The organism is Paenarthrobacter sp. YIM B13468, from assembly GCF_042788025.1.
GTDB classification, from domain to species: domain Bacteria; phylum Actinomycetota; class Actinomycetes; order Actinomycetales; family Micrococcaceae; genus Arthrobacter; species Arthrobacter aromaticivorans.
Window position 1 is genome coordinate 1 of sequence record NZ_JBHZPI010000012.1, and the last position, 22,228, is coordinate 22,228.

Annotated in this window: 20 protein-coding genes; 16 read left to right on the plus strand and 4 right to left on the minus strand. The window is 61.9% G+C overall.

The genetic code is table 11. From position 1 onward, the window contains the following. Positions 1-80 precede the first annotated feature (80 nt). The 8 genes from ACFX4T_RS12590 (at position 81) to ACFX4T_RS12625 (ending at position 5,229) form a co-directional block, all read left to right on the plus strand. The gene (locus ACFX4T_RS12590) at positions 81-1,445 is read left to right on the plus strand and encodes a ParB/RepB/Spo0J family partition protein (RefSeq protein ID WP_377652174.1); all 1,365 of its coding nucleotides are present in this window, start codon (positions 81-83) and stop codon (positions 1,443-1,445) included. A 683-nt stretch (positions 1,446-2,128) separates the two neighbouring features. Next, positions 2,129-2,413 carry a glutaredoxin family protein gene (locus ACFX4T_RS12595; protein WP_377652175.1) on the plus strand — a complete coding sequence of 95 codons (285 nt, stop codon included), beginning with the start codon at positions 2,129-2,131 and terminating at the stop codon, positions 2,411-2,413. Continuing rightward, positions 2,410-2,730 carry a hypothetical protein gene (locus ACFX4T_RS12600; RefSeq protein WP_377652176.1) on the plus strand — a complete coding sequence of 107 codons (321 nt, stop codon included), beginning with the start codon at positions 2,410-2,412 and terminating at the stop codon, positions 2,728-2,730. The genes ACFX4T_RS12595 and ACFX4T_RS12600 overlap by 4 nt, the downstream gene beginning before the upstream one ends. Further along, entirely contained in the window at positions 2,727-3,560 is an 834-nt protein-coding gene (locus ACFX4T_RS12605; protein ID WP_377652177.1) for a single-stranded DNA-binding protein, read from the plus strand. The genes ACFX4T_RS12600 and ACFX4T_RS12605 overlap by 4 nt, the downstream gene beginning before the upstream one ends. 15 nt (positions 3,561-3,575) lie before the next feature. Then, the gene (locus ACFX4T_RS12610; RefSeq protein WP_377652178.1) at positions 3,576-3,833 is read left to right on the plus strand and encodes a hypothetical protein; all 258 of its coding nucleotides are present in this window, start codon (positions 3,576-3,578) and stop codon (positions 3,831-3,833) included. Continuing rightward, positions 3,830-4,435 carry a thermonuclease family protein gene (locus ACFX4T_RS12615; RefSeq protein WP_377652179.1) on the plus strand — a complete coding sequence of 202 codons (606 nt, stop codon included), beginning with the start codon at positions 3,830-3,832 and terminating at the stop codon, positions 4,433-4,435. The genes ACFX4T_RS12610 and ACFX4T_RS12615 overlap by 4 nt, the downstream gene beginning before the upstream one ends. 40 nt (positions 4,436-4,475) lie before the next feature. Further along, positions 4,476-4,736, plus strand: coding sequence for a chemotaxis protein (locus tag ACFX4T_RS12620; RefSeq protein WP_377652180.1), 261 nt, complete (start codon positions 4,476-4,478; stop codon positions 4,734-4,736). A gap of 7 nt (positions 4,737-4,743) precedes the next feature. Then, complete coding sequence (locus tag ACFX4T_RS12625) at positions 4,744-5,229, plus strand: hypothetical protein (RefSeq protein WP_377652181.1); 486 nt, start codon at positions 4,744-4,746, stop codon at positions 5,227-5,229. A gap of 61 nt (positions 5,230-5,290) precedes the next feature. Here the strand turns inward: ACFX4T_RS12625 and ACFX4T_RS12630 are convergent, their stop codons facing one another. Next, positions 5,291-5,704 (minus strand): hypothetical protein, encoded by a 414-nt coding sequence (locus ACFX4T_RS12630; RefSeq protein WP_377652182.1) that lies wholly within the window; start codon positions 5,702-5,704, stop codon positions 5,291-5,293. 439 nt (positions 5,705-6,143) lie between these two features. Between ACFX4T_RS12630 and mobF the strand changes: the two genes are divergently transcribed. Genes mobF through ACFX4T_RS12645 form a run of 3 tightly spaced genes read left to right on the plus strand, consistent with a single transcriptional unit; the run spans position 6,144 to position 11,907 of the window. Next, positions 6,144-10,748, plus strand: coding sequence for a MobF family relaxase (mobF, locus tag ACFX4T_RS12635; RefSeq protein ID WP_377652300.1), 4,605 nt, complete (start codon positions 6,144-6,146; stop codon positions 10,746-10,748). Positions 10,749-10,795: 47 nt separating this feature from the next. Beyond that, the gene (locus ACFX4T_RS12640) at positions 10,796-11,236 is read left to right on the plus strand and encodes a hypothetical protein (protein WP_377652183.1); all 441 of its coding nucleotides are present in this window, start codon (positions 10,796-10,798) and stop codon (positions 11,234-11,236) included. After that, positions 11,155-11,907: a hypothetical protein gene (locus ACFX4T_RS12645; RefSeq protein WP_377652184.1), complete on the plus strand. Its 753-nt coding sequence runs from the start codon at positions 11,155-11,157 to the stop codon at positions 11,905-11,907. Before ACFX4T_RS12640 ends, ACFX4T_RS12645 begins: the two co-directional genes overlap by 82 nt. A 375-nt stretch (positions 11,908-12,282) precedes the next feature. Here ACFX4T_RS12645 and ACFX4T_RS12650 read toward each other — a convergent pair whose 3' ends face one another. Beyond that, on the minus strand, positions 12,283-14,481 hold the full coding sequence (locus tag ACFX4T_RS12650) for a glycogen debranching N-terminal domain-containing protein (RefSeq protein WP_377652185.1): 2,199 nt from the start codon (positions 14,479-14,481) through the stop codon (positions 12,283-12,285). Positions 14,482-14,761: 280 nt separating this feature from the next. Next, entirely contained in the window at positions 14,762-16,180 is a 1,419-nt protein-coding gene (locus ACFX4T_RS12655) for an MFS transporter (RefSeq protein ID WP_377652186.1), read from the minus strand. 346 nt (positions 16,181-16,526) lie between these two features. Between ACFX4T_RS12655 and ACFX4T_RS12660 the strand changes: the two genes are divergently transcribed. Genes ACFX4T_RS12660 through ACFX4T_RS12680 form a run of 5 tightly spaced genes read left to right on the plus strand, consistent with a single transcriptional unit; the run spans position 16,527 to position 21,599 of the window. Further along, positions 16,527-17,633: an ABC transporter substrate-binding protein gene (locus ACFX4T_RS12660; protein ID WP_377652187.1), complete on the plus strand. Its 1,107-nt coding sequence runs from the start codon at positions 16,527-16,529 to the stop codon at positions 17,631-17,633. A gap of 8 nt (positions 17,634-17,641) precedes the next feature. Next, positions 17,642-18,457 carry an ABC transporter ATP-binding protein gene (locus ACFX4T_RS12665; protein WP_377652188.1) on the plus strand — a complete coding sequence of 272 codons (816 nt, stop codon included), beginning with the start codon at positions 17,642-17,644 and terminating at the stop codon, positions 18,455-18,457. After that, the gene (locus tag ACFX4T_RS12670; RefSeq protein WP_377652189.1) at positions 18,450-19,307 is read left to right on the plus strand and encodes an ABC transporter permease; all 858 of its coding nucleotides are present in this window, start codon (positions 18,450-18,452) and stop codon (positions 19,305-19,307) included. The genes ACFX4T_RS12665 and ACFX4T_RS12670 overlap by 8 nt, the downstream gene beginning before the upstream one ends. A gap of 35 nt (positions 19,308-19,342) precedes the next feature. Beyond that, positions 19,343-20,707: an NtaA/DmoA family FMN-dependent monooxygenase gene (locus ACFX4T_RS12675; protein ID WP_377652190.1), complete on the plus strand. Its 1,365-nt coding sequence runs from the start codon at positions 19,343-19,345 to the stop codon at positions 20,705-20,707. Further along, entirely contained in the window at positions 20,700-21,599 is a 900-nt protein-coding gene (locus ACFX4T_RS12680) for a ribokinase (RefSeq protein ID WP_377652191.1), read from the plus strand. Before ACFX4T_RS12675 ends, ACFX4T_RS12680 begins: the two co-directional genes overlap by 8 nt. Here the strand turns inward: ACFX4T_RS12680 and ACFX4T_RS12685 are convergent. After that, on the minus strand, positions 21,555-22,193 hold the full coding sequence (locus ACFX4T_RS12685) for a PadR family transcriptional regulator (protein ID WP_377652192.1): 639 nt from the start codon (positions 22,191-22,193) through the stop codon (positions 21,555-21,557). The genes ACFX4T_RS12680 and ACFX4T_RS12685 overlap by 45 nt on opposite strands. Positions 22,194-22,228: the final 35 nt, after the last annotated feature.

Genomic DNA, 22,228 nt, shown 5'->3' on the forward strand with positions numbered 1-22,228 from the left:
CGGGAGGGACGGGGAAGCTGGCCGGTCACCACAGGTCGCCCCACCCACCACCTTTCTCGGCAAAAGAAGGAGCAACAACCATGAACGCAGCACCCACGCTGGAAATGATCGACCCCACCACCTTGACCGTAGACATCAACGTCCGCAAAGACGCCGCCCTGACCTCTGACTTCGTTGCCAGCATCAAAGAACACGGCGTCATGGAACCGGTCATTGCACACCGCAAGGACGACGGAACCGTGCACGTGCTGATGGGACAGCGCCGCACCCTCGGGGCCGTCGAAGCCAAACGCAGCGAAATCCCGGTGATGATGATCAGCAGCCCCGAAGAAGCCGAACGCATCGTCACGCAGGTGGTGGAGAACATCCAGCGCACCGAACTCACCGACGCGGACGAAGCCGACGCCTACCACCAGCTGTCCCTGATCGGCGTCTCAGCAGCAGCGATCGCCAAGAAAACCGGACGGAAAAAGACCGCCGTCGAAGGCGCGCTGAAGGCCAAGGCATCCGAGGTTGGAACCGCCGCCCTCGGCAGAGGCCACACCATCGAAGAAGCCCTGATCCTCGCAGAATTCGAAGACGACGAGGAAGCCACCGCCGAACTGGCATCGGTCATCCAGGACGAACCCGACCAGCTGTTCCACGTCGCCCAGCAACTCCGGGACGAACGCGAACGCGCCGCCGCCCTCGCCGCGTACACGGCAGAAGTTGAAGCCACCGGCGCAACCATTGTTGAACGGCCCGGTTACGGCGACGAAGAAACCGCCCACGTCACCTCCCTGAATCGGGCCGACGGGGAACCGGCCACCGAAGAGGACGACGCGAACGCTGTCTACATCATTCAGGACTACCGGGGTGAGTTCTCCACCGTCCCGGTGATCGTCGGATGGAAGGAACTTGGCTTCACCGAGCGGTACAGCTACCACTCTTCACCGGCCAACAAAGGGCCGATGACCGAGGAACAGAAAGCCGAACGGAAAACCCTGATCGCGAACAACAAGGCCATGGAATCGGCCACCACCGTGCGCCGGGAATTCGTGAAAACCCTGCTGACGAAGAAGCAGGCACCCAAGGGCTGGCAGTACTTCACCGTGCACGCGATCACCCACCACACCGACGTCGCCCGGACGTACGACGGAGAAGTTGCAGCTGAAATGGTCAGCGCCAAGACCGGCGGGGAGAAGTCATGGGGAGGGAACCCGCTGAAGGATCACGTGGCCAAGTCCACAGCACGGCCCGAGTTCTCCCTGATCGCGCTGGTCTGCGCCGGATACGAAAAGACCATCGCCAAGGACTCATGGCGGTCCCCGTCCCAAAGCCACCGGGATTACCTGAACCAACTCCTCACATGGGGATACACCCCGAGCGAGGTTGAGCAAATCATCATCGACAGCGGCACACCAGCCGAAGAAGACGCCACCGAGGAAAGCACCGAAGCGGCCTAAGAATCCCTTGCCGGGCGGAACCCCCACCGCCCGGCAAGGCCCCCGGCCACTCATCACAAACAGGGCCAGGAACCTCCCAAACGGCGGGCGGTCCGCCGCCAGGGCGCACCACAGCAGCCAATCACCAGCGGCGGACCGCCATTGAACGCCACCAGGCAAACATCACCAAAAGCCGCGCGTCGCCGACTACATGGCTACTCCATCGACTCACCAACGAAGCACGCTCTGACACTGAAGCCTTTCAGTCTTGTAGACTGACCAACAGATTTCCTTTTTGCCGAGGAACAACGCAGGACCGGCCCGCGCCGGTCCTGCGTTGTTTAACCATCAAAACCGGGCACCTTCCCCATGGGACACAACACCCGCCGCCGGCCCGCCACCCGCCCGGGAACAGTTCCTTTCAGCCTCGACGACCAACTGGGGCGCGGGCAATCACCTGGCTCAGGCGCAGGAACCTCACCCCTGGGCAGCTTCTAAAGAAGCCGGGGGAGTGCCGCCGGACTACTGCCCGCAACACCAAACCCACCACCCGCAAGACCCACCAAAAATAGACCCAAAATAGGGTAAAAAAACTCGGAAATACGGGGCAAAACCCTGTTTATTCAAGTGGATAATTGCTAGGATATTAGAAGCAAGTCAGCCAGACGAACCTTACCTAATTGATACGAAACGCAGGACTGAAAATGACTACTTCACCCACCGATTACACGGTTTACACCAAGCCCGGTTGCCCGAACTGCGACCGCACCATGGAGTACTTCGACTCCAAAGGCATCACTTACACGAGTGTGGATATCACCGAGGTGCCGGCAGCGCTGGAATACATCACCGCTGAGCTCGGCTACTCCCAGGCGCCCGTCATCGTGAACAACTCCGATGACCAGGACCACTGGTCCGGGCTGCGCCGCGACAAACTCGTCACCGCCGCCATGACCCACACGGCTACCACCCGGAAGGAAGCATCATGAGCATCACCGCCGAAACCATCACCGCGATCCTGAACGACTTCCGGGTCCCTGCCGAACTGCACGCCGACCCGGAACTGCAGGCCGTGGCCTACGGGGTCGCCTTCCTGGGCGCGCCGGCCACCAAGACCGAGGAAAACTTTTACGACTCCGCTACCGTCTTCTACGACGTGGATCCCGACAGCGATTCTCCTTTGCGGTACGAGGTCGGTAACCGGGACCTGATGGCCGAACAACTCTTCTACCGGGCCAGCGTCCGCACCGCCGCCCTCCTGCATGGTGACGCCGGGGATGAGACAGAGCACGTGGGGCTCCGGTGAGGGAGCCGCACCCGGTGGACGGGTTCACCCTCAGCCCCCGGCAGTACGTCGACCTGGAAGAGTTCGGCAGGATCGGGAACCCCTCGGGGGTCATCAACGTCGACGTCCCGGACCCTTACGCCGGCTACTACGCCAACCCGTACACCGTGGAGGATGACCGGTACCTGGCCGCGATCAGCAGGGCCCCGCTCGGGGAAGGCGGTCTCTGGGACGAGCACACACAAAACCAACACCAACCCAACGACCTCACCCACGACCAACCCGTAACCGAACCACGGAACGACACCAGCAACGCACGAGGAAAAGGAACCATCATGGCCGGCGAAACCACCATCACCGTCATTGGGAATCTAACTGCCGACGTCGAGCTGCGGTTCACCCCGGGTGGTTCGGCCGTCGCGAACTTCACGATCGCCTCCACACCCCGGTCCTTCGACCGCCAAGCCAACGAGTGGAAGGACGGGGAGACTCTTTTTCTCCGCGCCAGTGTTTGGAGGGAAGCGGCGGAAAACGTCGCCGAGTCCCTCACCAAGGGCATGCGCGTCATCGCCTCGGGCCGGCTGAAGTCACGGTCCTACGAAACCAAAGAAGGCGACAAACGCACCGTTATAGAACTCGAGGTAGATGAGATCGGTCCGAGTCTGCGTTACGCCAACGCGAAAGTGAACCGCGCCCAGCGCAACAACGCCCAGGGTGGCGGAATCGGCGGAGGCTTCGGGAGTCAGCCTAACACCGGGCAGGCCACCCGGCAGGATGATCCGTGGGCTTCGAACTCATCAGCCAACGCCGGTTCCTGGGGCAACGGCCCCGACTCCGAACCCCCGTTCTAAAGACCAGGACTGTTGATGAAGTCGAGTGAGAAGAAGGGTCCCTACTTCACGGAGGAGGACCTGCAACAGATCAGAGCGGCGGTTCAAGCCGTGGGGCCGCTGGAGGGCTACGCGTCCATTACGGACTTCGTTGAAGCTGCTGCACGCCGTGAGCTCCGCCGTCTGCAGCGCAAGTACAACGCCGGCCGGAAATGGCCGGGAGTCGAAGCCGGCCTACTCCGTCCCGGGCGACGCACTCGCGCCGAAACAGCAGCAAGGGAGGACCACCCGTGACCATCACCCAGTACAGGGGCCGGCTGATGCTCGGAAGTGTCCCGGCCGTCCTTGCCCTGGTTGTTCTTGTCCTGACCGGTTGCACGGCCCAGGGCGGACCGCGGGTTGTTCCTGCCGGCGGCCAAGCACCGTTGCATGAAGTCCCGTGTGACGCGACGGGCACGGCGGCGCGGCCGTCGGCGCTTCAAGCAACAGCCAGTGGCCCCTACGCGGTGGAAAGCGTAGTTGATGGGGACACGATCCGGATCAGCTGCAACGGCACCAGCACCCGCGTCAGACTCGTTGGCATCAACGCCCCGGAAAGCGTCAAAGAAGACGCGCCCGTCGAATGTGGCGGCCTGGAAGCGTCCACCTACCTGCACTCACTCCTGGACGGACAACAAGTGTTCCTCTCGGCCGATGCCGGCCAAGGAGTGCGGGACAAGTACGACCGGCTGCTTGCCTACGTCTGGACCGCAGACGGCACCCTGATCAACCGCGCCATCCTTGAACACGGTCACGCCGGGGCCACCGGCTACGGCAAGCCCTTCGCCTACAGCGAGGACTTCACCGCGGCCGCCGACCAAGCCAGGGACAGGAAGTCAGGCCGATGGAATTGCTGAGACCACCGACCGCGCAACACCGAATCGTAAAGGGAACCCCATGGCCGTCGTTCTGATCTTCTTCGCAGCGTTCGCCGCCGTCGCCCTGGGCGGCTGGATCATCTATGCCCTCACGCACCCGGTAGCTGCCGGCCAAAGCATCCTCATCTTCCTTTGCAAGGCCGCCTGCGTCATTGCCTTGATCGCCGCCGTGGTGGCCTGGCTCGGTCAGAGCCTGCTCCAGGCAGTGCCGCCGGCGCTGTTCATGGTCGCCTTCTTCTTCGCCGCGAACCGGCTCGAACGCCGCTGGCGTCGCTGGTAGCCCGGTCATGAACCCATCACGGGATGCCGCGCGCTTCTGGGCGAAGGTCAGCAAAGGCCCGCGGGAGAATGATTGCTGGCTCTGGACCCGGGCCGTTGCCGACGATGGTTACGGACGCTTCACCCTGAACAGCGGCGGACGTACTGTGGCTGTGCGCCCTCACCGCTTCGCTTTCCATTTGGCCTACGGTGCCGACCTGGACGGGTTCGGGCCTCTGATGCACCACTGCGACATTCCGCTTTTCGTGCGGGCGACCACCGATTCGGACACGCACCTGAGCGTTGGGGATGCCAGGGCAAACATTCTCGACCGTCAGGCCAAGGGCCGTGACACGAACGGTACGGGATTCCGGTGGCGAGGTCTCGCTCGTGGTCAGTTCGCAGAACGATCCAGGGCGCTACGAGACGAGGTCCGCGCGCATGGATGGGAACGTGAGGAACGAATCCGGGCACTGCTCGCCGGCGCGGATCCAGAGGCACCAACGCTCTTCTGACAAAGAGAAGCCCCCGGCACATGTGCCGGGGGGGGGCTTCGGTATTTCCTGCTGTCGGTGATCAGGCAGCAGCGTCCTGTGCACTGAGCTGGGATGAGTCGTGATTGTCCGGCTTCTCGCTTCCGACCGAAGCCGGTTCCTCGTTTGGGACGAGATCGAGCATTCGCTTCAGTTCGGCTCCGCTCAGTCCCAGGCGGGCACCTACGGCGGACTTGGGCTCGCCGGAATCGAGCATGGCACGAAGCGTTGTTGCGGCGCTGCGGACGGCGTTGTGGGCGTCGGCCTCAGCCTTGGCCAGAATGGCATCAGCCTTCTTCTTCGCTTCGGTACGCACGAGCTCTGCCTGCTCCTGCTGCTGGAAGAACTCGGCTGCCAGTTCGATCAGCTTCTCGTGCCGCTCGGTCAATTCTTTGGCCTTGGCCAATGCCTTCTCGCGGGCTGCCAATTGCAGTGCAGACTTTCGTGGTGTTGCCATGGTGTGGGTCCTTCCCCTCTGGACTGTCCGTGTACCAAACCTAACGGCTAGCGCGGTGCCTGGTCCCAAGCGTGCGGCTCGCACCGCAACCAGCCTCGCTTACGCTCGGGCTGGCCGTGCCTGGGTTATCCACACGTGGACCCTCCGAGAGAGAGTCGGCTCTCTCCGTTGCCCACCTGTGGATAACCCAGGCAGCGGTTCCACACAATCGAAAACGCACCGTGGATAACGAAAAGCGTGTTACCCACCGCCCACTCTCATGTGCAGAACCGCATCAAAACCTTGATGGCCCGATCTTACCCTTTTTCGTCCTGTTTCATTGAGCCCCGCTCGCAAAGCTCCCATCAGCCAATTCCACAGACCAAAAAAGAGCAACATCTGTCACACCTCATGCATCATCGATGAGCGGGGCCGTTTCGCGGGTATGCTGGGTTCCGTGATGACCGTGCACAAGCTCAGTGCCGGCGACGGATACACCTACTACACACGTGAAGTCGCCAGCGGTGATGAGCTGCGTGCGAAAGGCCGGAAGCTGGGTGATTACTACACCGTGGACGGGAACCCGCCGGGTCAGTGGGGCGGCGCGGGTGTTCAGCATTTGGGTGTTTCAGGGGAAGTCACTGAAGCTCAAATGGCGGCTCTCTTCGGGAACGGACTGCACCCGAATGCCGAAGAAATACTGAAGAAGAACCCGAAAGCGGATGTGGCCCTGGGCCAGAAGTACCGTCAGGCCAATCAGAAAGACAACGAGCTCCAGGCACGTATCAACCGCGCAACGGGTGACTACAAGCGGATGAACCACCGCGAGCCTGACGCGGACAACCGACGCCTGATCCGCACGAAGGAAGGGGCCAAATACTTCCGCGAACTCAACGGGCGAAACCCTTCTGACAAGGAAGAGTTGGGCAGGTTCATCACCGCCCAAACCAAGCCTGCTACCCAGACCGTCGCCGGATATGACCTGGTGTTTGCACCAGCAAAATCAGCGTCGGTCCTCTGGGCCATCGGCGGAGAGGATGCCCGCAAACAGATCGAAGAGGCCCACAATGAGGCCATCGAAGAGACCATGGGCTACCTCGAAAAGGAAGCCACATTCACCCGCCGAGGTCGTAACGGCGTTCGCCAGGAGGACGTGGACGGTGGCCTGATCTACACCAAGTTCCGTCACTACGACTCCCGCAACGGTGATCCCCAGCTGCACGATCACATCGTGGTTTCCAACAAGGTTCTTGGTGCGGACGGCAAGTGGTCCAGCCTGGACGGGCGGCTGTTGTACCAGTTCAATGTGGCCGCCTCCGAGATGTACAACCGGGTGGTCATGGAGAAGATTTGTGCCCGTCTCGGTGTTGGTCTGACCGAACGCAAGGTCAACGGTGACCGGCCGGTCGTTGAGATCGCCGGCGTTGACGTTGCGGCCATCGAAGCGGCCTCATCACGACGTGAGGGCATCAAGCCTGTGATCGATGAACTGACCAAAGAGTTCACCGAGAAGCACGGCTACGCACCAAATAAGAAGCAGCTGATCGCCCTTGCACAGCAGGCGACTCTGGACACCAGGCCAGCGAAGAAGGATGCTCGGCAACTGTCGGTTTTGGTCGAGGAATGGACGACGGAGCTGGGGGCCTTGCCCGGCGTTGTTACCGGCTCGGCCGCCGTTGAGCAGGCGCGCGAGCATCGGCATGACGCGCGTGAACAGGCCGAGAAAGACAGGCCCATGTGGATGGTCGCTCACGCTGACGAACTCGATCCCGCCGTCGAAGCCCAAGGAGTCATTGAACGCCTGGAACGAAGCCGGGGCGTCTGGGGAGAGCACCACATCCGGGCTGAGGCAACGAGGCGACTGGGGTCCCGCCTCGGTGAAATGCCCATTCCCGAATTGCTCCTGGAACAGGTTGTGGCCCGCGCAACTGACCAGTTCTCACTCCGCATCACACCGGAAACGCCCACCCCTGAAATCGACGCCCTGTGCCTGTCCAACGGTGGTTCCAAGTACGGCAAACCGCACTCCACCTTTTACACCTCAGCGGGGATCCTTCACAGCGAAGACCGGCTGCTGACGGCCGCGCAAAGCAATATCATTCCTGCCGCGACGGTCGATTCCTTCGACGTTGCGTTGGCCAGGCAGGAGAAGACCTTCGACGCCGGGCAGCTGCGCATGGCCAAGGAATTTGCGTGCAGCGACCGGTTGCTGCTCGTCGGCGTAGGCCCGGCCGGTGCGGGTAAAACCACAGCACTCAAGCTTGCAGCTGACACCATCCGGGAAGCAGGCGGGCGTGTCTTCGGGCTGGCCCCCACCGCCGTCGCCGCTGCAGTGATGGGAACCGAGCTGGGAGCCACGGCGACCACCATCGACTCCTTCGTTCTAGTCCACAAAACAGGGGCAAATGACGAGAAGACCACACCCCAGCCCGGCGACGTCATCATCATTGACGAGGCCGGGATGGTTGGTACGGAGTTGTTCGCCTCGGCGGTGACCATTGCAGAACAGCACGGCGCAGTGGTCCGCGCGCTCGGTGATGACCAGCAGCTTTCAGCGGTGGGTTCCGGCGGTGCGCTGCGACTCTTGAAGAACACCGTCGGGGCCGTGCACCTGGAAGACCTGCACCGGTTCCGGAACGCAGACGGAACCTCCAATGAGGCAGAAGCAGAAGCCACCCTGGCCCTCCGCGAACCTCCGATCAACGGGGCCGATGATCCGTGGAGCTTTTACCGGGAGAACCACCGCATAGTCGGTGGAGACGCCGAGACCATGACGTCCCAGGTGTTCGAGGCCTGGCAGAAAGACACCAACGCCGGCAAACACTCGATCATGATGGCGTTCGACAATGCCACCGTCACGGACCTGAACGCCCGCGCCCAGGCGTACCGGATCGCCACCGGAGAACTGGACTCTAGGACCCCGGCAGCCATGCTCCGCGACGGGCTGACCGCCCGAGCCGGAGACATCATTGTCACCCGTGAGAACAACCGTCGCCTGTCCACCAACAGGGGCAAGGACTTCGTCAAGAACAACGATGTGTGGAACGTTCTCGGCGCCCACGAGGACGGGTCCTTGACCGTTCGGCACCATGGCCACCAAGGCACCGTGACTCTCCCCGCCGACTACGTGCGCGGGAAAACGATGCTCGGATACGCGGCAACGATCCACCGCACCCAGGGCGTCACGTGCGATACCGTGCACGCCCTGATCAGCTCGGGACTGTCCCGCGCCTTGGCCTATGTCGCCGCTTCCCGCGGCCGTTTTTCCAACAAGCTCTACGGCATTGTTGCTGAGGGAGAAACCATGGAAGACGTACTTACCGCGGTGGCCGCCAACCATGACGGTAACCTCACCGCGCACGAACAGATGGACGCCGCCCGCGCTCAGGCACGGTCGCTGCCGGAAATGTCCGAGCAGTACCGCGACATTGATGCTCAAGCCAACGAGCTGCGCATGGCAAACATTGCCCGCCGTGAACTTGGCGAAGGCGTGGCAGGGACGTTCACTGAGTCCACAGCCTGGGGAGCAGTGTCCACACACCTGCGCGCGGCCGAGAACGAAGGTTTCAACCTCGTGCACTTGCTTAAAGACAGCGTGAACGAAGAAGACTTCGGCGCAGCCGAGGATCCCGCTGCAGTTCTGGCCTGGCGGGTCGAGGACCGGCTGGATCGTTGGCGCTCACGTGCAGCCGATCCCGGCCGCCGGCCCCTCGCATCCATCACCGATGAGGCGCTGGAACGGCTCGACCGTCGGGCAGTCAGTGAGCTGATGCGTGCCAAGGCCGACGCGGCGCGCACGCCCGGTGTTGAGATTCCTGACCGGAAAGACCTTCTCCGCAATTGGAGGTTCGAACGGAAAGATACGCCGTGGCAGCGGCGCCTGCACGGCCACCTCAGCGACGACGACCTGGCTACACGCCTGCGCACCGCACAGGAGCGCGGACGCACGGACACGACCATCAACGACCCCGCGGCCGCGCGTAAGGCACAGTGGCTGGCCGCATCCCTGCACAAGGAACAATCCCTCCGTGAAATGATGCGACCCGAAGCCCGCGCCGATGAAGCCTACGAACGCGGCGCACTGACCAACTACCGCCGGGACGAGAACGCGCCCAAGGTCGAAGCTGCCGCGCAGGTCCACCGCAGGATCCGCGCCGAAATCGAACTGCGCCGTCAACTGCCCACGCCTGTCAGCCGGCAAGCTGCAGTTGACCGGTTGCCGGCATGGATGGCACCAGCGGACGTCGTAACCCACGAAGACACCCCGGCCCTGTGGCGGAAGGAACTTAACCAGCGCCGGGAGATCATGGCCACCGAAGTCACCCGGCTCGGTGCCCAGCTCGCGGCTGAACCTCCAACCTGGGCAGCTGCCCTGGGACCGGTGCCGTCTGACCCTGCACGGCAGGAACAGTGGAGGACCCTCGCCGTGGAGATCTCCACCTACCGTGACATGTACCGGATCCCGGCCAGCGAAACTGCGCCCGTCCCCAAGGACCACCAGGACAAGGGCCTCGGGTCAGAACTGACTGCGCGGATCACGGCCATGCACAAGTACGCGGCCCAGACCGCCAAGGAACCACTATCCGCAGCAGACGCGTCCCTGATGGCCGAAGCCGCCCATGTTGAGGCCGTCGTAAAGGAGACCCTGACGCCGGCAGAGGAAGTCGTGGACCATCTGCAGCAAGCCCGCGGTGCGGAAGCGCAACTGAGCCCGGCACAGGAACGCGCAGAACGGCTGGCCGAACTAGCCCGCAAGGTCAGGCAGAACCGGGCAGAGCGCGCCGGTGGGCAGTCCGAGACCCGGAGCCCGGAAGCGGTCCAGGAAGCACTGGACCAGCTCAAGGCCCGCCGTGAACAGGAAAGGGAGCAGGCAAGGAAGACCGGCCCGGACTTTGCCGAGAAGCTCGCCGCCCGGCGCGCCGCGCAGCCAAACGGCACCCCGTCAGCGGTCGAAAAGCTCCGCCAGGAACAAGCAGAAGCGAAAGCCGCCGAAGAACGTCGCCGCCGGGACCAGCCAGGCCCGGGCGCTGGGCCCGAACAAGGCCCACGCGGACCGCGCCTGTAGGCTGGCTTGACTGGTCCGAAAGGGCGGGCAGGGGGCAAAGGGAGAGCATGGGGAGTTTTCGCGGGAGAGAAGCGCAGGAACGACTGCACACCCTGTACGCCCGTACTCCCGGACCAGTGGTGTTTGTCGATGAAAGCTTCCGCCCTGCAGGGAACAGCTACGGTGAGCGGCCTTTCTACACCATGAGCGGCGTCACGATCCCCAAAGAGTCACTGGAGGGCGTCCGCAAAGAACTCGAACGCATCATTGCCGCCGATTACTGGCACACCACCGAGGCCTACGCAGGGAAGCTCGGCCCCGTTGAGGAACTACGCCCACGGATCCTGGAACTGAACCAGTACCTGGCACAAGTCGGGACTTCAACATCGTCACCGTCCAGACCGAAGTCAGGACCGGTGACGACGGCATGGCGAAGGCACGCGAAGAATGCATCACGACCCTTGCCAGGGCAGCCACCAACTCAGGCCGTGAAAACCCACCCCGGCTGATGGTGTTCGAACGCGTCAACGAGGACAACAACCCGGCCGCCAATCAACAAGACCAGGACGTCGTGGCCAGGTTGCGTAAAGCAGGACTCCTTGACCGGCGGGTGACAGTTGAAGCTGTCTCTCCCCGCGATGAGCACCTGCTGTGGGCAGCTGACCTGTCGTCCTGGAGTTTCTACCACCAGATGGCCCGGGCGGAAGGGTCATGGTTTCAACCATTGGCACCGGTTACAACGGTGCTGCATGCCCGAACGGGGATGCCCGTTAAAGGAAGCAACCCCCATCTGCCGCAGCCAAGTCCGGGGGTCCAGCCAACTGTCGGCACTCAAAGAGGCGGAGGGCCGGCTGTTGCTTCTGAATCAAGACTAATCCACCAAGGCAAAGAGAACAAAGCCCTGGCAGCCGTGCGGGCCAAAGCCGATGCCCAGCGCCCTGCCCTGGATCACTCCGTCAGTCTGGCAGTCGGAACGAACTCACCCAAGTCCATCGACGCGATCAAAGAGCGCTTCGACTGGTACCTCAAAGCCCAACGCAGCCAGCGTGCAGACCCTGCAGCGTCCGAGCCTATACGGCAGCTCCTTGAACAGGCGTCCCAGGCGCTCAAGGAACCGCAACGGAACCAGGCAGCGGATAGGCCTGCACCCCGCCCCGAGAACGGCGGACTCCAACGGTAGACCGGCTCGCCGTCTGTCGCTTCTCCGGCCACCTGAGCCGGAACCTGAAGGCCCGGCATGTCAGGTTCAGGTTCAAGAACCTCGCCCAGGTATGTGCACTAACGCCATTTCGACTCCAAACTGACGCGATCTTCGGTCAAGGCCTGACGTCAGGTTGGGGTGTAGGTTACCCGGAACAATTCCGGCGGCGGCTCGACAAGGAGCGTTCGCTAGGGCCGGGGTCGGCGGCTACAGCGCACGGAGCAAAAGACTTTGAGAGCAAAACCTTGGAATCATGCGGGCCCAGAGCCGAAGGTTCCAGCCTATCCGTTGTGTTTTAGCCGGCATCGGGCCCCGTATCCCTCCATGGTGAAGGAGAGGCAGTACTGGGTGGTATCAGCCAGGAGCATCACTTTCTCTTTTTCGGGTTTTATCGGGTGGTGTCCGGGCATTGGACCATGCTCGGCTGTTTTCTACTAGATCTGCCATCCAAGGCCGGGTTCCGTGGTGGAGCACCAGCTCTTCTGGCAGCCCGTGGATCGTGGTGCCAGTGCTGGTGATGTCGATGGTGATCCGGCTTTGGGCCATTGGCGCGTTGGTTATGTGCAGATCGCCGTAGGATTCCGGAAGCACGGGATCGATCCACAGCCTGCCGAGAGAAACGTCGGGGTTGTAGCGCATGAGGTTGGTGACCAGATATATCGGGGTGGTCGCTGCCCATGCTTGCGGTGAGCACGCCGTGGGATACGGCACTGGTGCTGAGAAGTGTTCGCGGCTGAAGCCGCAGAACAGTTCGGGAAGGCGGCCCTCTGAGTACTCGGCTGCCTGGAGCAGGGCGGTGGAGATCCGCTGAGCTTCCTCCACGAATCCGTAGCGTAGAAGCCCGGCTTGGATGATTGCGTTGTCGTGGGGCCAGACAGACCCGTTGTGGTAGCTGACTGGATTGTAGGCGCCCATGTTGCTGGCAAGTGTCCGTACTCCCCATCCGCTGAACATCTCGGGGGACATTAGTCGCTTCACGACCAGTGGTGCCTTGTCTTTGTCAATGATGCCGTTCAGAAGGCAGTGCCCCATGTTGGACGCGCAAGCATCGACCGGCTTCTTGTCGCGATCCAGAGCGACGGCGTAGTAGCCTCGCTCCGGAAGCCAGAATCGTTCGTTGAACTGTTTCTTTAAGCGTGCTGCCCGATTCTGAAGGTCGGTGCCCAGCGCGTGGTCACCGGTGGCGTACGCCATCCAGGCACGGGACATGTAAGCGCCGAAGACGTATCCTTGCACTTCACACAACGCTATGGGCGGTTGGGCGAGGGTACCGTCGGCGAAATTGACGCCGTCCCAGGAGTCTTTCCATCCCTGGTTGATCAGGCCTCGATCGTTCTGTCGCTCATACTCGACAAAGCCATCGCCGTCTTTGTCTCCGTAGTTTTGAATCCAGTCCAGCGCCCGGTCTGCGTGGGGGAGCAAGGCGTTGATTGTTTCATCGGCGAAACCCCATCTGCTCACTTCCCCGAGCGCTATCACGAACAGTGGCGTCGCATCGACCGTGCCGTAGTAGGCGGACCTTCCACCCAGCTCCAGCGAACTTGACATCGAGAATCTGACCTCGTGAAGAATTTTCCCTGGCTCTTCTTCACTTACGGCGTCCACTACCGTGCCTTGGCGATCAGCCAAAGTCTGCAGGGTGCCCAGGGCGAGAGAGGGGTCCACGGGCATGGCCATGATGGATGAAAGCAGCGAATCACGCCCAAAGAGGGTCATGAACCATGGGGCGCCGGCGGCTACGACGATCCGTTCTGGGTGCTCAGGATCCTCGATTCGCAGCGCCCCCAGATCGTCGTAGCTTCGGCGGAGTGTCCGTTCGATAGCGTGGTTGCCGATGTGCAGCACCGGTATTTTTGCCACCCATTCCTGCCGCCGCCGGTCTTGTCGGGAAGCCTCTCCGGGGGCTGGGTGAAGGAACGATCGTGACGTGCCACCGCCGTCCGGTTCGGCAGTGAGAAACGCGCTCCAGTCTCCGTGGGCCGGGACAACCACGTGGAACGTCAACGCCTCCGGTGACGCAGCGGCGCCGCTGGCCGTGATCACGACCTTTTTCCGGAGACCGTGCCACGCTGCGTTGATGGTGAGGGAACCTGTCTCGGCTTGGCGGGACTTAAGCCAGGCATTCTGGATTCGTGCCTCCTTTACCTCGAAGAGGTCTGCGAAGTCGGAGTCGCCTTCCATGGAAACAACGCAGTTTGCAGGGATTGGGGAGTAGTTCCGGATGGTGATCTTCTCCAGGATTCCGGTACCCACCTCGCGCAGTCGCTCAACGACTAGGCTGCTGTCAGCGTATCTGTCGCGGCGGGGTACCCGCCCGGCAAACCGGGCACGGTACGGCTCCTGAAGTTCTGCGGTCAATGGCTCCACCGTTTCGCCGTTGACCTTTAGATTCCACCGCGACAAGATTCGGGTGTCTTCAAGGAAAAGCCCATGCGGCAGCTTGGGGTCGATGTCCCCGTTCGGTAGAGAGATGCAGAAGGACGAGCCTTCCACCAGGGTCACCGTACCCGCGCCCACAGGGCCGGCAGCTGTGTCAGCGTTCCAGCCAGCCATTCCGTCTCCTTCAGCGGACTCGGCAATAGGCGGTTCGTATCAAAGCCAAGCAGCCATGGATCGGATGCTTGGCCTTGATACGAGGCTACGCCCCTACTCCCGCTGAAACCACAAACCGGGGATTGCGAAGGAATGCGGGCAAAAGGTTTAGGCCGTCAACGTTGGTCCCGTTGATGCGGCCCTGTTGCTCCGTTTGGCTTCCATAACCGCCTCTCTCTGGGATTGAGCCAATCCGAAGAGGACCGCGCCATGATGGCCTGATAAGGCAAGTGCTGGCGGGCTAGCCGACCTCCATGGCTTCCTTCTGTTCGGTCTTGGGATTGCCGGGATTACCGTCGCGCCCCCTTAGGAACGCTGCTGCGACGGCTCCTGCCAGAGCCATGCCTGCCGCCGCTGCGATGAAGGCTGCGGAGTAACCCTGCGTCAGGGAGGCAGGGGCCAAGGCTCCGTCGGCCAGTAGGACTGTCCCGTACGAGGCTGCCGCGACGGCCGTGAATACCGAGAGGCCCACCGACCCGCCGATCTGCATCATCGAGGTGCTGGCGGCGCCTGCAACACCGGAATCCTGGGCTGCCACGCCGGCCAGTGCAAGGTTTTGGAGTGGAACGTACACTGCTGCCATTCCGATTCCGATGATGATGAAGCCGGGAAGCACTTGTTGGAGGTATGTTCCCGTGGCCGTGATTCCGCTGAGGTGAAGAAGACCGAGGGCGACGATGAGGGGGCCGGTTACCAGGAGTGGCCGGGGACCATACCGTTGGAGTGCCTTAGTGGCCAAGGGAGCGGCAGAGAGTGTGGACAGGGTGAAAGGTAGGGACGCCAGTCCGGCCTGCAGCGGGGACATCATCAGGACGACTTGGAGGTGATAGGACATGAAGACAGTGCCCCCTATCGCTACACTTCCCGCCACGGCTTGGATGAAGAACGCGCTTCCTCGGACCCGGTGACGGATGATGCGCAGGGGAAGAAGCGGGGACGTCGCCCGGGTCTGAACCCACACGAACATGACGAGAAATCCGATACCCAGCGCGAGGAATCCAAGCGTGTCCAGCCGCGTCCAGCCCTTCTCAGCCAGGGTGAACCCGTACACGAGCGCGCCGAGCCCCAGGGTGACCGTAATGACTCCCCAGAGGTCGTAGCGGGACTTCCCTTCGGTCTTGCTCCCGGTGATGAAGAATATGCCGCCGATGATGCCGGCTGCGACGAAGAAGATGTTGACGAAAAGGCACCAGCGCCAGTTGGCCAGTTCCGTCAACAAGCCCCCCAGAACCAGTCCCAGGGCCGAGCCGGCTCCTGCGACGCTCCCAAACACGGCAAAGGCGGTATTTCGTTCCCGCCCGGAGGGGAACGAGACGGTTAGAAGCGCCAGCGAGGAGGGGGCAAGCAGCGCGGCGAATAGGCCCTGAAGAGCGCGGGCAAGAATGAGATCGGCCCCGTTGGGCGCGATGCCTCCGAGGAATGACGCCAGCCCGAAGCCGACCAGGCCGACGATGAACGCCTTCTTTCTTCCCCAGTAGTCGGCGACCCTTCCTCCAATGAGCAGCAGGGCCCCAAAAGCCAGGGCATACGCTGTCACCACCCACTGACGCTGGCCATCAGTTAGTCCGAGGTCCTGCTGCGCATCGGGCAAGGCAATAGTGACGATGGTTCCGTCCAGAACGACAATCAGCTGCGTCAGTGACAGAACAATAAGCCCCACCCACCTGCTGGGTGGCCTACGGTTGGCACGCAAAATCAAACCTCCACGGGTCTAGTTGAGTACGGAGGTTTCAAGCCTCGGACCGTGGGAAGTTGCTGCACCCGGCCACCTCAGCGCAAAGGCTGAGCGGATTACCCAAGTTACAGCACCGCGGCCGCCAAATGTCAAGAGCGGTCCGCGTTCGGCGATTTCCCGCCATGGTGGACGCCAACCCGGCGCCCTGCGTTCCGAAGCAAAGTGGGAGTACAAACGCAATTAGAAAAACCTTGTGTAGTCAAGATTGACTATGCTACTTTTTGCTAGCGGCTGAAGGAGGCCGGCCCAACGAAGGGACGCAAGATCAAAAATGATGACAAGTAAGAAGGGCCTTGGTGGGCGTGCTCTGTCCGCCATCAGCCTCATGACAGTGGTTCTCGCGCTGAATGCCTGCGCCGGGACCCCCGCGACAACGAGCACCGCAGGGAAGTCCGAAGTTCTGGTCGATAAGGCCAGATGTGATAGAAACCGCGCAGCGGGCCCCATTACCTACATCTCGGGCTACGGATACTCGGCCAGCGCTGGCCAAATGGACGTGTTCATGGCCAAGGAACTGGGTTACTTCGAGGCAATGTGCCTGGACGTACAGATCAACGCGTCGGGCGCGAACGGGCAACAGCTTGTTGCATCGGGCCAGGCGCAGTTCACCGCCCTGGGATCTGCGTCGGACGTGATGCTCGCAGCGGCCAACAGCAGGAATTTGACGGCCGTGGCGACGTACGGAAACACCTCTCCTTTCTCGATCTTCGCCAATCAGAACATCAAGAGCCTTAAGGATCTCGAGGGCAAGAAGCTCGGGTACTTCATCAACCTAACGCCGATGGCCTCGGCCATGCTCGACAAGGCAGGGGTCGACGTTTCCAAGGTCGAGCTGGTGAAGATGACGAACTACGATCCCACGGTGGTGACCCGCGGCCAGGTCGACGCCATTGTTGGATACGCGTCCAACCAGCCCGAAAAGCTCAAAGCGCTGGGCTTGCCCTTCACCGAGTTCCTGCCGTCGGATTTCGGCATCTCCGGGACCTACAACGTCATGGAGACCAACTCCGAGTTCCTGGCAAAGAACCGCGAGGTCGTCGCCGATTTCATGCGTGCCGACCTCAAGGCACTGGAATTCTGCCTCAGCTCCAGCGAGGAATGCGTGGACAAGATCACCGATCTGGCTGCGGCCAACAACCAGGGGGCTGCCTTCCCCAAGGATCAGCAGGCACGCACCTGGGCCGTGGAGTCCGGCTGGATCAAGGCCAAAACCGAAGGGGCACCCGGTGTTCAGTCCGTAGACGAATGGGCCGGAGAGTACGAGTTGGTGCAGCGTTACGGCAAGATCGGCAATCTGCCGCCGGTGTCAGAGATGATGGACACGAAACTTGTCGCTGATCTGTACCGGGACAAGCAGCTCGCGTGGCCAGGGGAGTGAGGCTGCAAATGCGCTCCGACACATCAAGCAATAGCGTTTACGACGGCGTGAAGATCAGCAACGTCTCCAAAAGCTTCGGCAGCAACGAAAAGCGCACCGTGGTACTGGGCGATGTATCTCTGGATATCCGTAGCGGCGAGTTCGTTTCCATCATTGGTCCAAGTGGATGTGGAAAGTCGACCCTCCTGAAAGTCGTGGCGGGCCTCATTGACGCCGACCAGGGCACGGTGTCCATTGACGGGGCTGGCGTGCAGTCGGCGACCAAGGACAAACTTATCGGGCTTGTCCCGCAATCGCCGGCGTTGATGCCGTGGCGCACTGTGCTGGACAACGTCAAGGTCCCGATGCGGGTCAACCGTAAAGCCAACAGCGGCCGCGACCTGCGCGACCCGGAATCGCTTCTTGAATCCTTCGGGCTCGGCAAAGCCATGCACAAGTATCCGTCCCAGCTTTCCGGCGGCATGCAACAGCGTGCCGCCATCGCCAGGGCCTTTGTTTTCGACCCCAGCGTACTCCTCATGGATGAACCCTTTTCAGCACTTGATGAGATGAACCGGGATCAGCAGCGACTTGGGCTGCTCAAGTTCTGGCAGTCGAACCGCAAGACTGTCATGTTCGTGACGCACTCCGTTCCCGAGGCGATCATGCTCTCGGACCGCATCATCGTTATGGCTGCCCATCCGGGTCGGATCGCAGACGTGATCGACGTGAAGTTGCCACGGCCGCGAACAGCCGAAACCTATGCCACGGACGAATTCCGAGACCTTGAGGGTGTTGTCAGGACATCCCTTCTAAGCGTAATGGAGAAGAAGAACAATGTCTGACATCGGAACCATGAAGGCACCTGCAGTGAAACCTCCCTCAGAAGTCCAAGGCAAGGAAAAGCAGCCCGCTCAGGGAAGAGCATTCCCGCAGACGAAGTGGCGGACGTGGCTGCCCACCGTTATTACGTTCGCTTTGGCGGCGGGTTTGTGGCAGTTCGTGGCCACGACGAACCCTTATGTCATTCCGACGCTGGACGCCATTGGGGCCAGCCTGGTCGACGATGCCGGTATGTACTGGTCCAACATGCTCGTCACCGCTCAGGAGGTGGTCATCGGTGCGACCGCAGGAATCGTGGCAGGCTTTGTCCTTGCCATGGTCATGGCGGAATTCCAGATCATCGAACGGGCCGTCATGCCGCTGGTGGTGGTGGTCATGGTCACTCCCATCGTGGCGATCGCCCCTGCCCTTGTCGTGGCCTTCGGATTTGGCATGACCCCCAAATACATCGTGACTGCGCTCGTGGTGTTCTTCCCGATGCTCGTCAACTCCCTTGCCGGGCTTCGCGATGTGGACAGCCGCGCACTGGACGTCATGCGAACCCTGCATGCCAGCCGATGGGAGATCTTCCGCGAACTCCGTTTTCCCGGGAGTATGCCGTACTTCTTCGCCGGCCTTCGAATCGCCCTTCCCCTGGCCATCGTCGGAGCTGCCGTGGCGGAGTTCGTTGCCGCCGGGCAGCAAGCAGGTCTGGGCTCACTCGTGACGATCTCAGCCGCCCAAGCCAATTTGCCGGTTACCTGGGCGTCCATTGCTCTCCTGTGCCTTATGGGTGTGGCCCTGGTCTCCGTCCTTGCCCTGGTGCGCAAGAAGGTCCTCTGGTGGAGCGACGGGGAAATCACCAGTCGCTGACAGCTGTACTCAAAGAATTTTCTGAAAGGCACGAAATGAAAAAGCTCCGCTTTGGTCTCTTCGAGAACGCTCAAACCAATGACTCAGGAACGGCAACCTGGCGGCACCCAGACAGTAAACGGCACCTCTTCGAGACCGCGGATTACTGGCAGGAAATAGCCCGTATTTCCGAAGACGCCTGCCTGGACTTCATGTTCCTTGCAGACGCCTGGGGGTGGGCTGATGTGAACGGCAGCCGACCGGACGTATGTTCCCTGGAAGGACTGGACTTACCGCGGCTGGACCCGGCCGTCGTTGCCGCCACGGTCATTCCGACTACCAAGAACCTTGGGCTGGTCCTGACCGGGTCCACCCTGCTCCAGCAGCCGTACTCCTTCGCGCGGCGCATGGCGAGCCTGGATCACCTCTCCGGCGGACGAGTGGGATGGAACATCGTGACCACCGGGACCGCCGAGACTGCAGCGCAGGCCTTTGGTGTTCCGATGGTCGGCCACGACGAGCGGTATGAAATGGCCGAGGATTTCATGGAGGTCGTTTACAAGCTCTGGGAGTCCGCGTGGGAGCCCGGAGCCCTGGAGCTGGACAAGCAAGGCCGATACGCCGATCCTGCGAAAGTCCACCGGATTAGCCACGTGGGGCCGTACTTCCGGTCCCACGGTTATGGCAACACCTCGTACTCACCCCAGGGGACGCCCGTCCTGTTCCAAGCGGGCAGTTCTCCTGCAGGGCGGCGATTCGGTGGACGCCACGGAGAATGCATCTTCCTCGGCGGCGGAAGCCCTGCCGCCCTCGCCCAGCACGTGCAAAGCGTCCGGGCGGAAGCCGTCAGTGCTGGCCGGTCCGCCGATGCAGTCAAACTCATGTCGGCCTTCTCGTGTGTCATCGGATCCACACGGGAGGAGGCCGAAAGCAAATACGCCTCCATCCTGGAATCGCAAAGCCCGGAAGTAACCATCGCTTCTTACGCGTGGTTCACGGGAATCGACTTGTCCGCCCACGATCCGCAGACGCCGATGAGCGACCTTCACACGGAAATGTCTCAAACGCAAGTCGCCCGCTTCGGGGATCTCACGGTCGGGGAAGTCCTGAAGGATTGGCACGCCCACGGCGTGGGGGTCAAGCCATTTGTCGGCACCCCTGAAGAGGCTGCTGACCAAATCTGCTCCTTGGCTTCAGAGGCGGACCTCGACGGGTTCCTTTTGTCCCCGGTCATCCAACCCGGCTCCACCCTTGATTTCGTCGAACACGTCCTGCCAATCCTTCGCAAGCGCGGTGTTGCCTCGTCCGAGTACGAATCAGCAAGCCTCCGCGAGAGGTTGCTGGGCTCCGATTCTCCGACTTTGCCCGCGGATCACCCCGGCGCCGGCTACCGGAACCGGCAAGGGGCCTCTGTTGCGTGACCCAGGAAAGGCAGCCAGCGGCCTGGTAAGCGTCATAGGAAGCGCCAACGTGGACCAGATGGTTCGCGTGGACCGCTATCCGGAGCATGGCGAGACCGTTCTCGGTGACTGGGTCGGGCGGCTCCCGGGAGGGAAAGGACTGAACCAAGCGCTGGCTGCCCAAAGTTGCGGGGCACAGACCCGCTTCTGCGGGCAGGTGGGATCCGACGCGGACGGAGCAATGCTCAGGAGGACGATTGAAGAGTCGGGCATCGATGCAACAGGACTTTGCACCAGCGAGCACCAGCCAACAGGGATTGCACAAGTTGCAGTGCTGCCCGAATCCGGCAACAGCATCATCGTGGTAGGCGGAGCGAACTCCTCGCTTCCCTCAACTGCCGCCGCGGCGGCCGCTGAGGGAGCCGCGGTGGTGTTGGTGCAAATGGAAATCCCCGCCGCGGCCGCTGAAGCGGCCCTCACCGCCGGAAGAAGCACCGGGGCCGTCACGATCCTGAACGCTGCACCGGTAGAGCGCGTAACCGCTTCGGTTCTCCGTCTTGCCGACGTGGTGGTGGTCAACGAGAGCGAGGCAGCTGCGCTGGGCGGAGCCGAACACATCCTGGCATCAGGTCCTGAAGCAGTCATCGTCACCCTCGGTTCGCGTGGTGCGCAATGGACCCACCGCTCCGGTGGCCACCTTAGGGTCCCGGCTTTCCAGGTGGATGCCGTTGACACCACCGGGGCAGGCGATGCGTTCTGCGGCGCGCTGGCGGCGGCCATGAGCCGCGGAGATGACATTGAAACCGCCCTGCTGAAGGCATCGGCGGCCGGGGCCATAGTTGCTACGGCCCTTGGCGCCCAAACGGGCCTACTGACGTCCGGCGCCGTTGACTGCCTCGTCAGCCGGGACTAACTCAGGAGCACTTTCCACGCGGGAGCCCTTCTCGCCTGCGAAAACATAATCGCCGGCGAGAAGGCGCTCTCGAAGATCACGGGCCCACTGCTGCTCGGCACGCAGGCGGAGCGTGGAGAGCTCAAAGATTTCCCGCACATATCCGGGCGTCGTGGACGAACGGGTCGTGTCGTCAATGTTGTACGCATTGGTCAAAACGATTGCGTCGATGTCGCTGACCCGGTGGGCGAGAGCATCGACAACCTCTTGACGGCTCAGCACGTTCATGAACGAAGGCACCACCATCACAGGCTTCGCGTCAAAGATCTCCACGTTCCACAGCACACTACGGAACATCCGAAGAAACTCGACCTCACCTTCGGGAGTAATGCTGTACGTCGTCCGCGCGGGGCGCTTCCCCTCAGCCTCGGTGCTGCTCTCCTCGACGTAGCCGTCCTTCTCCAAGGACCGGAGCGCGTTGTAAATCGAGCCAGCCTGGACGTTCGCCCATTCATCGACATGCCAGGTCAGCAGCTCCCGACGAAGAAAATATCCGTGAACGGGCTGGAACTGATGGACGGCCCCAAGGACCACAAGGCGGGTAATAGACGACATGCAACCACCCTAACCGTTTTCTACGTTGTTTGTAT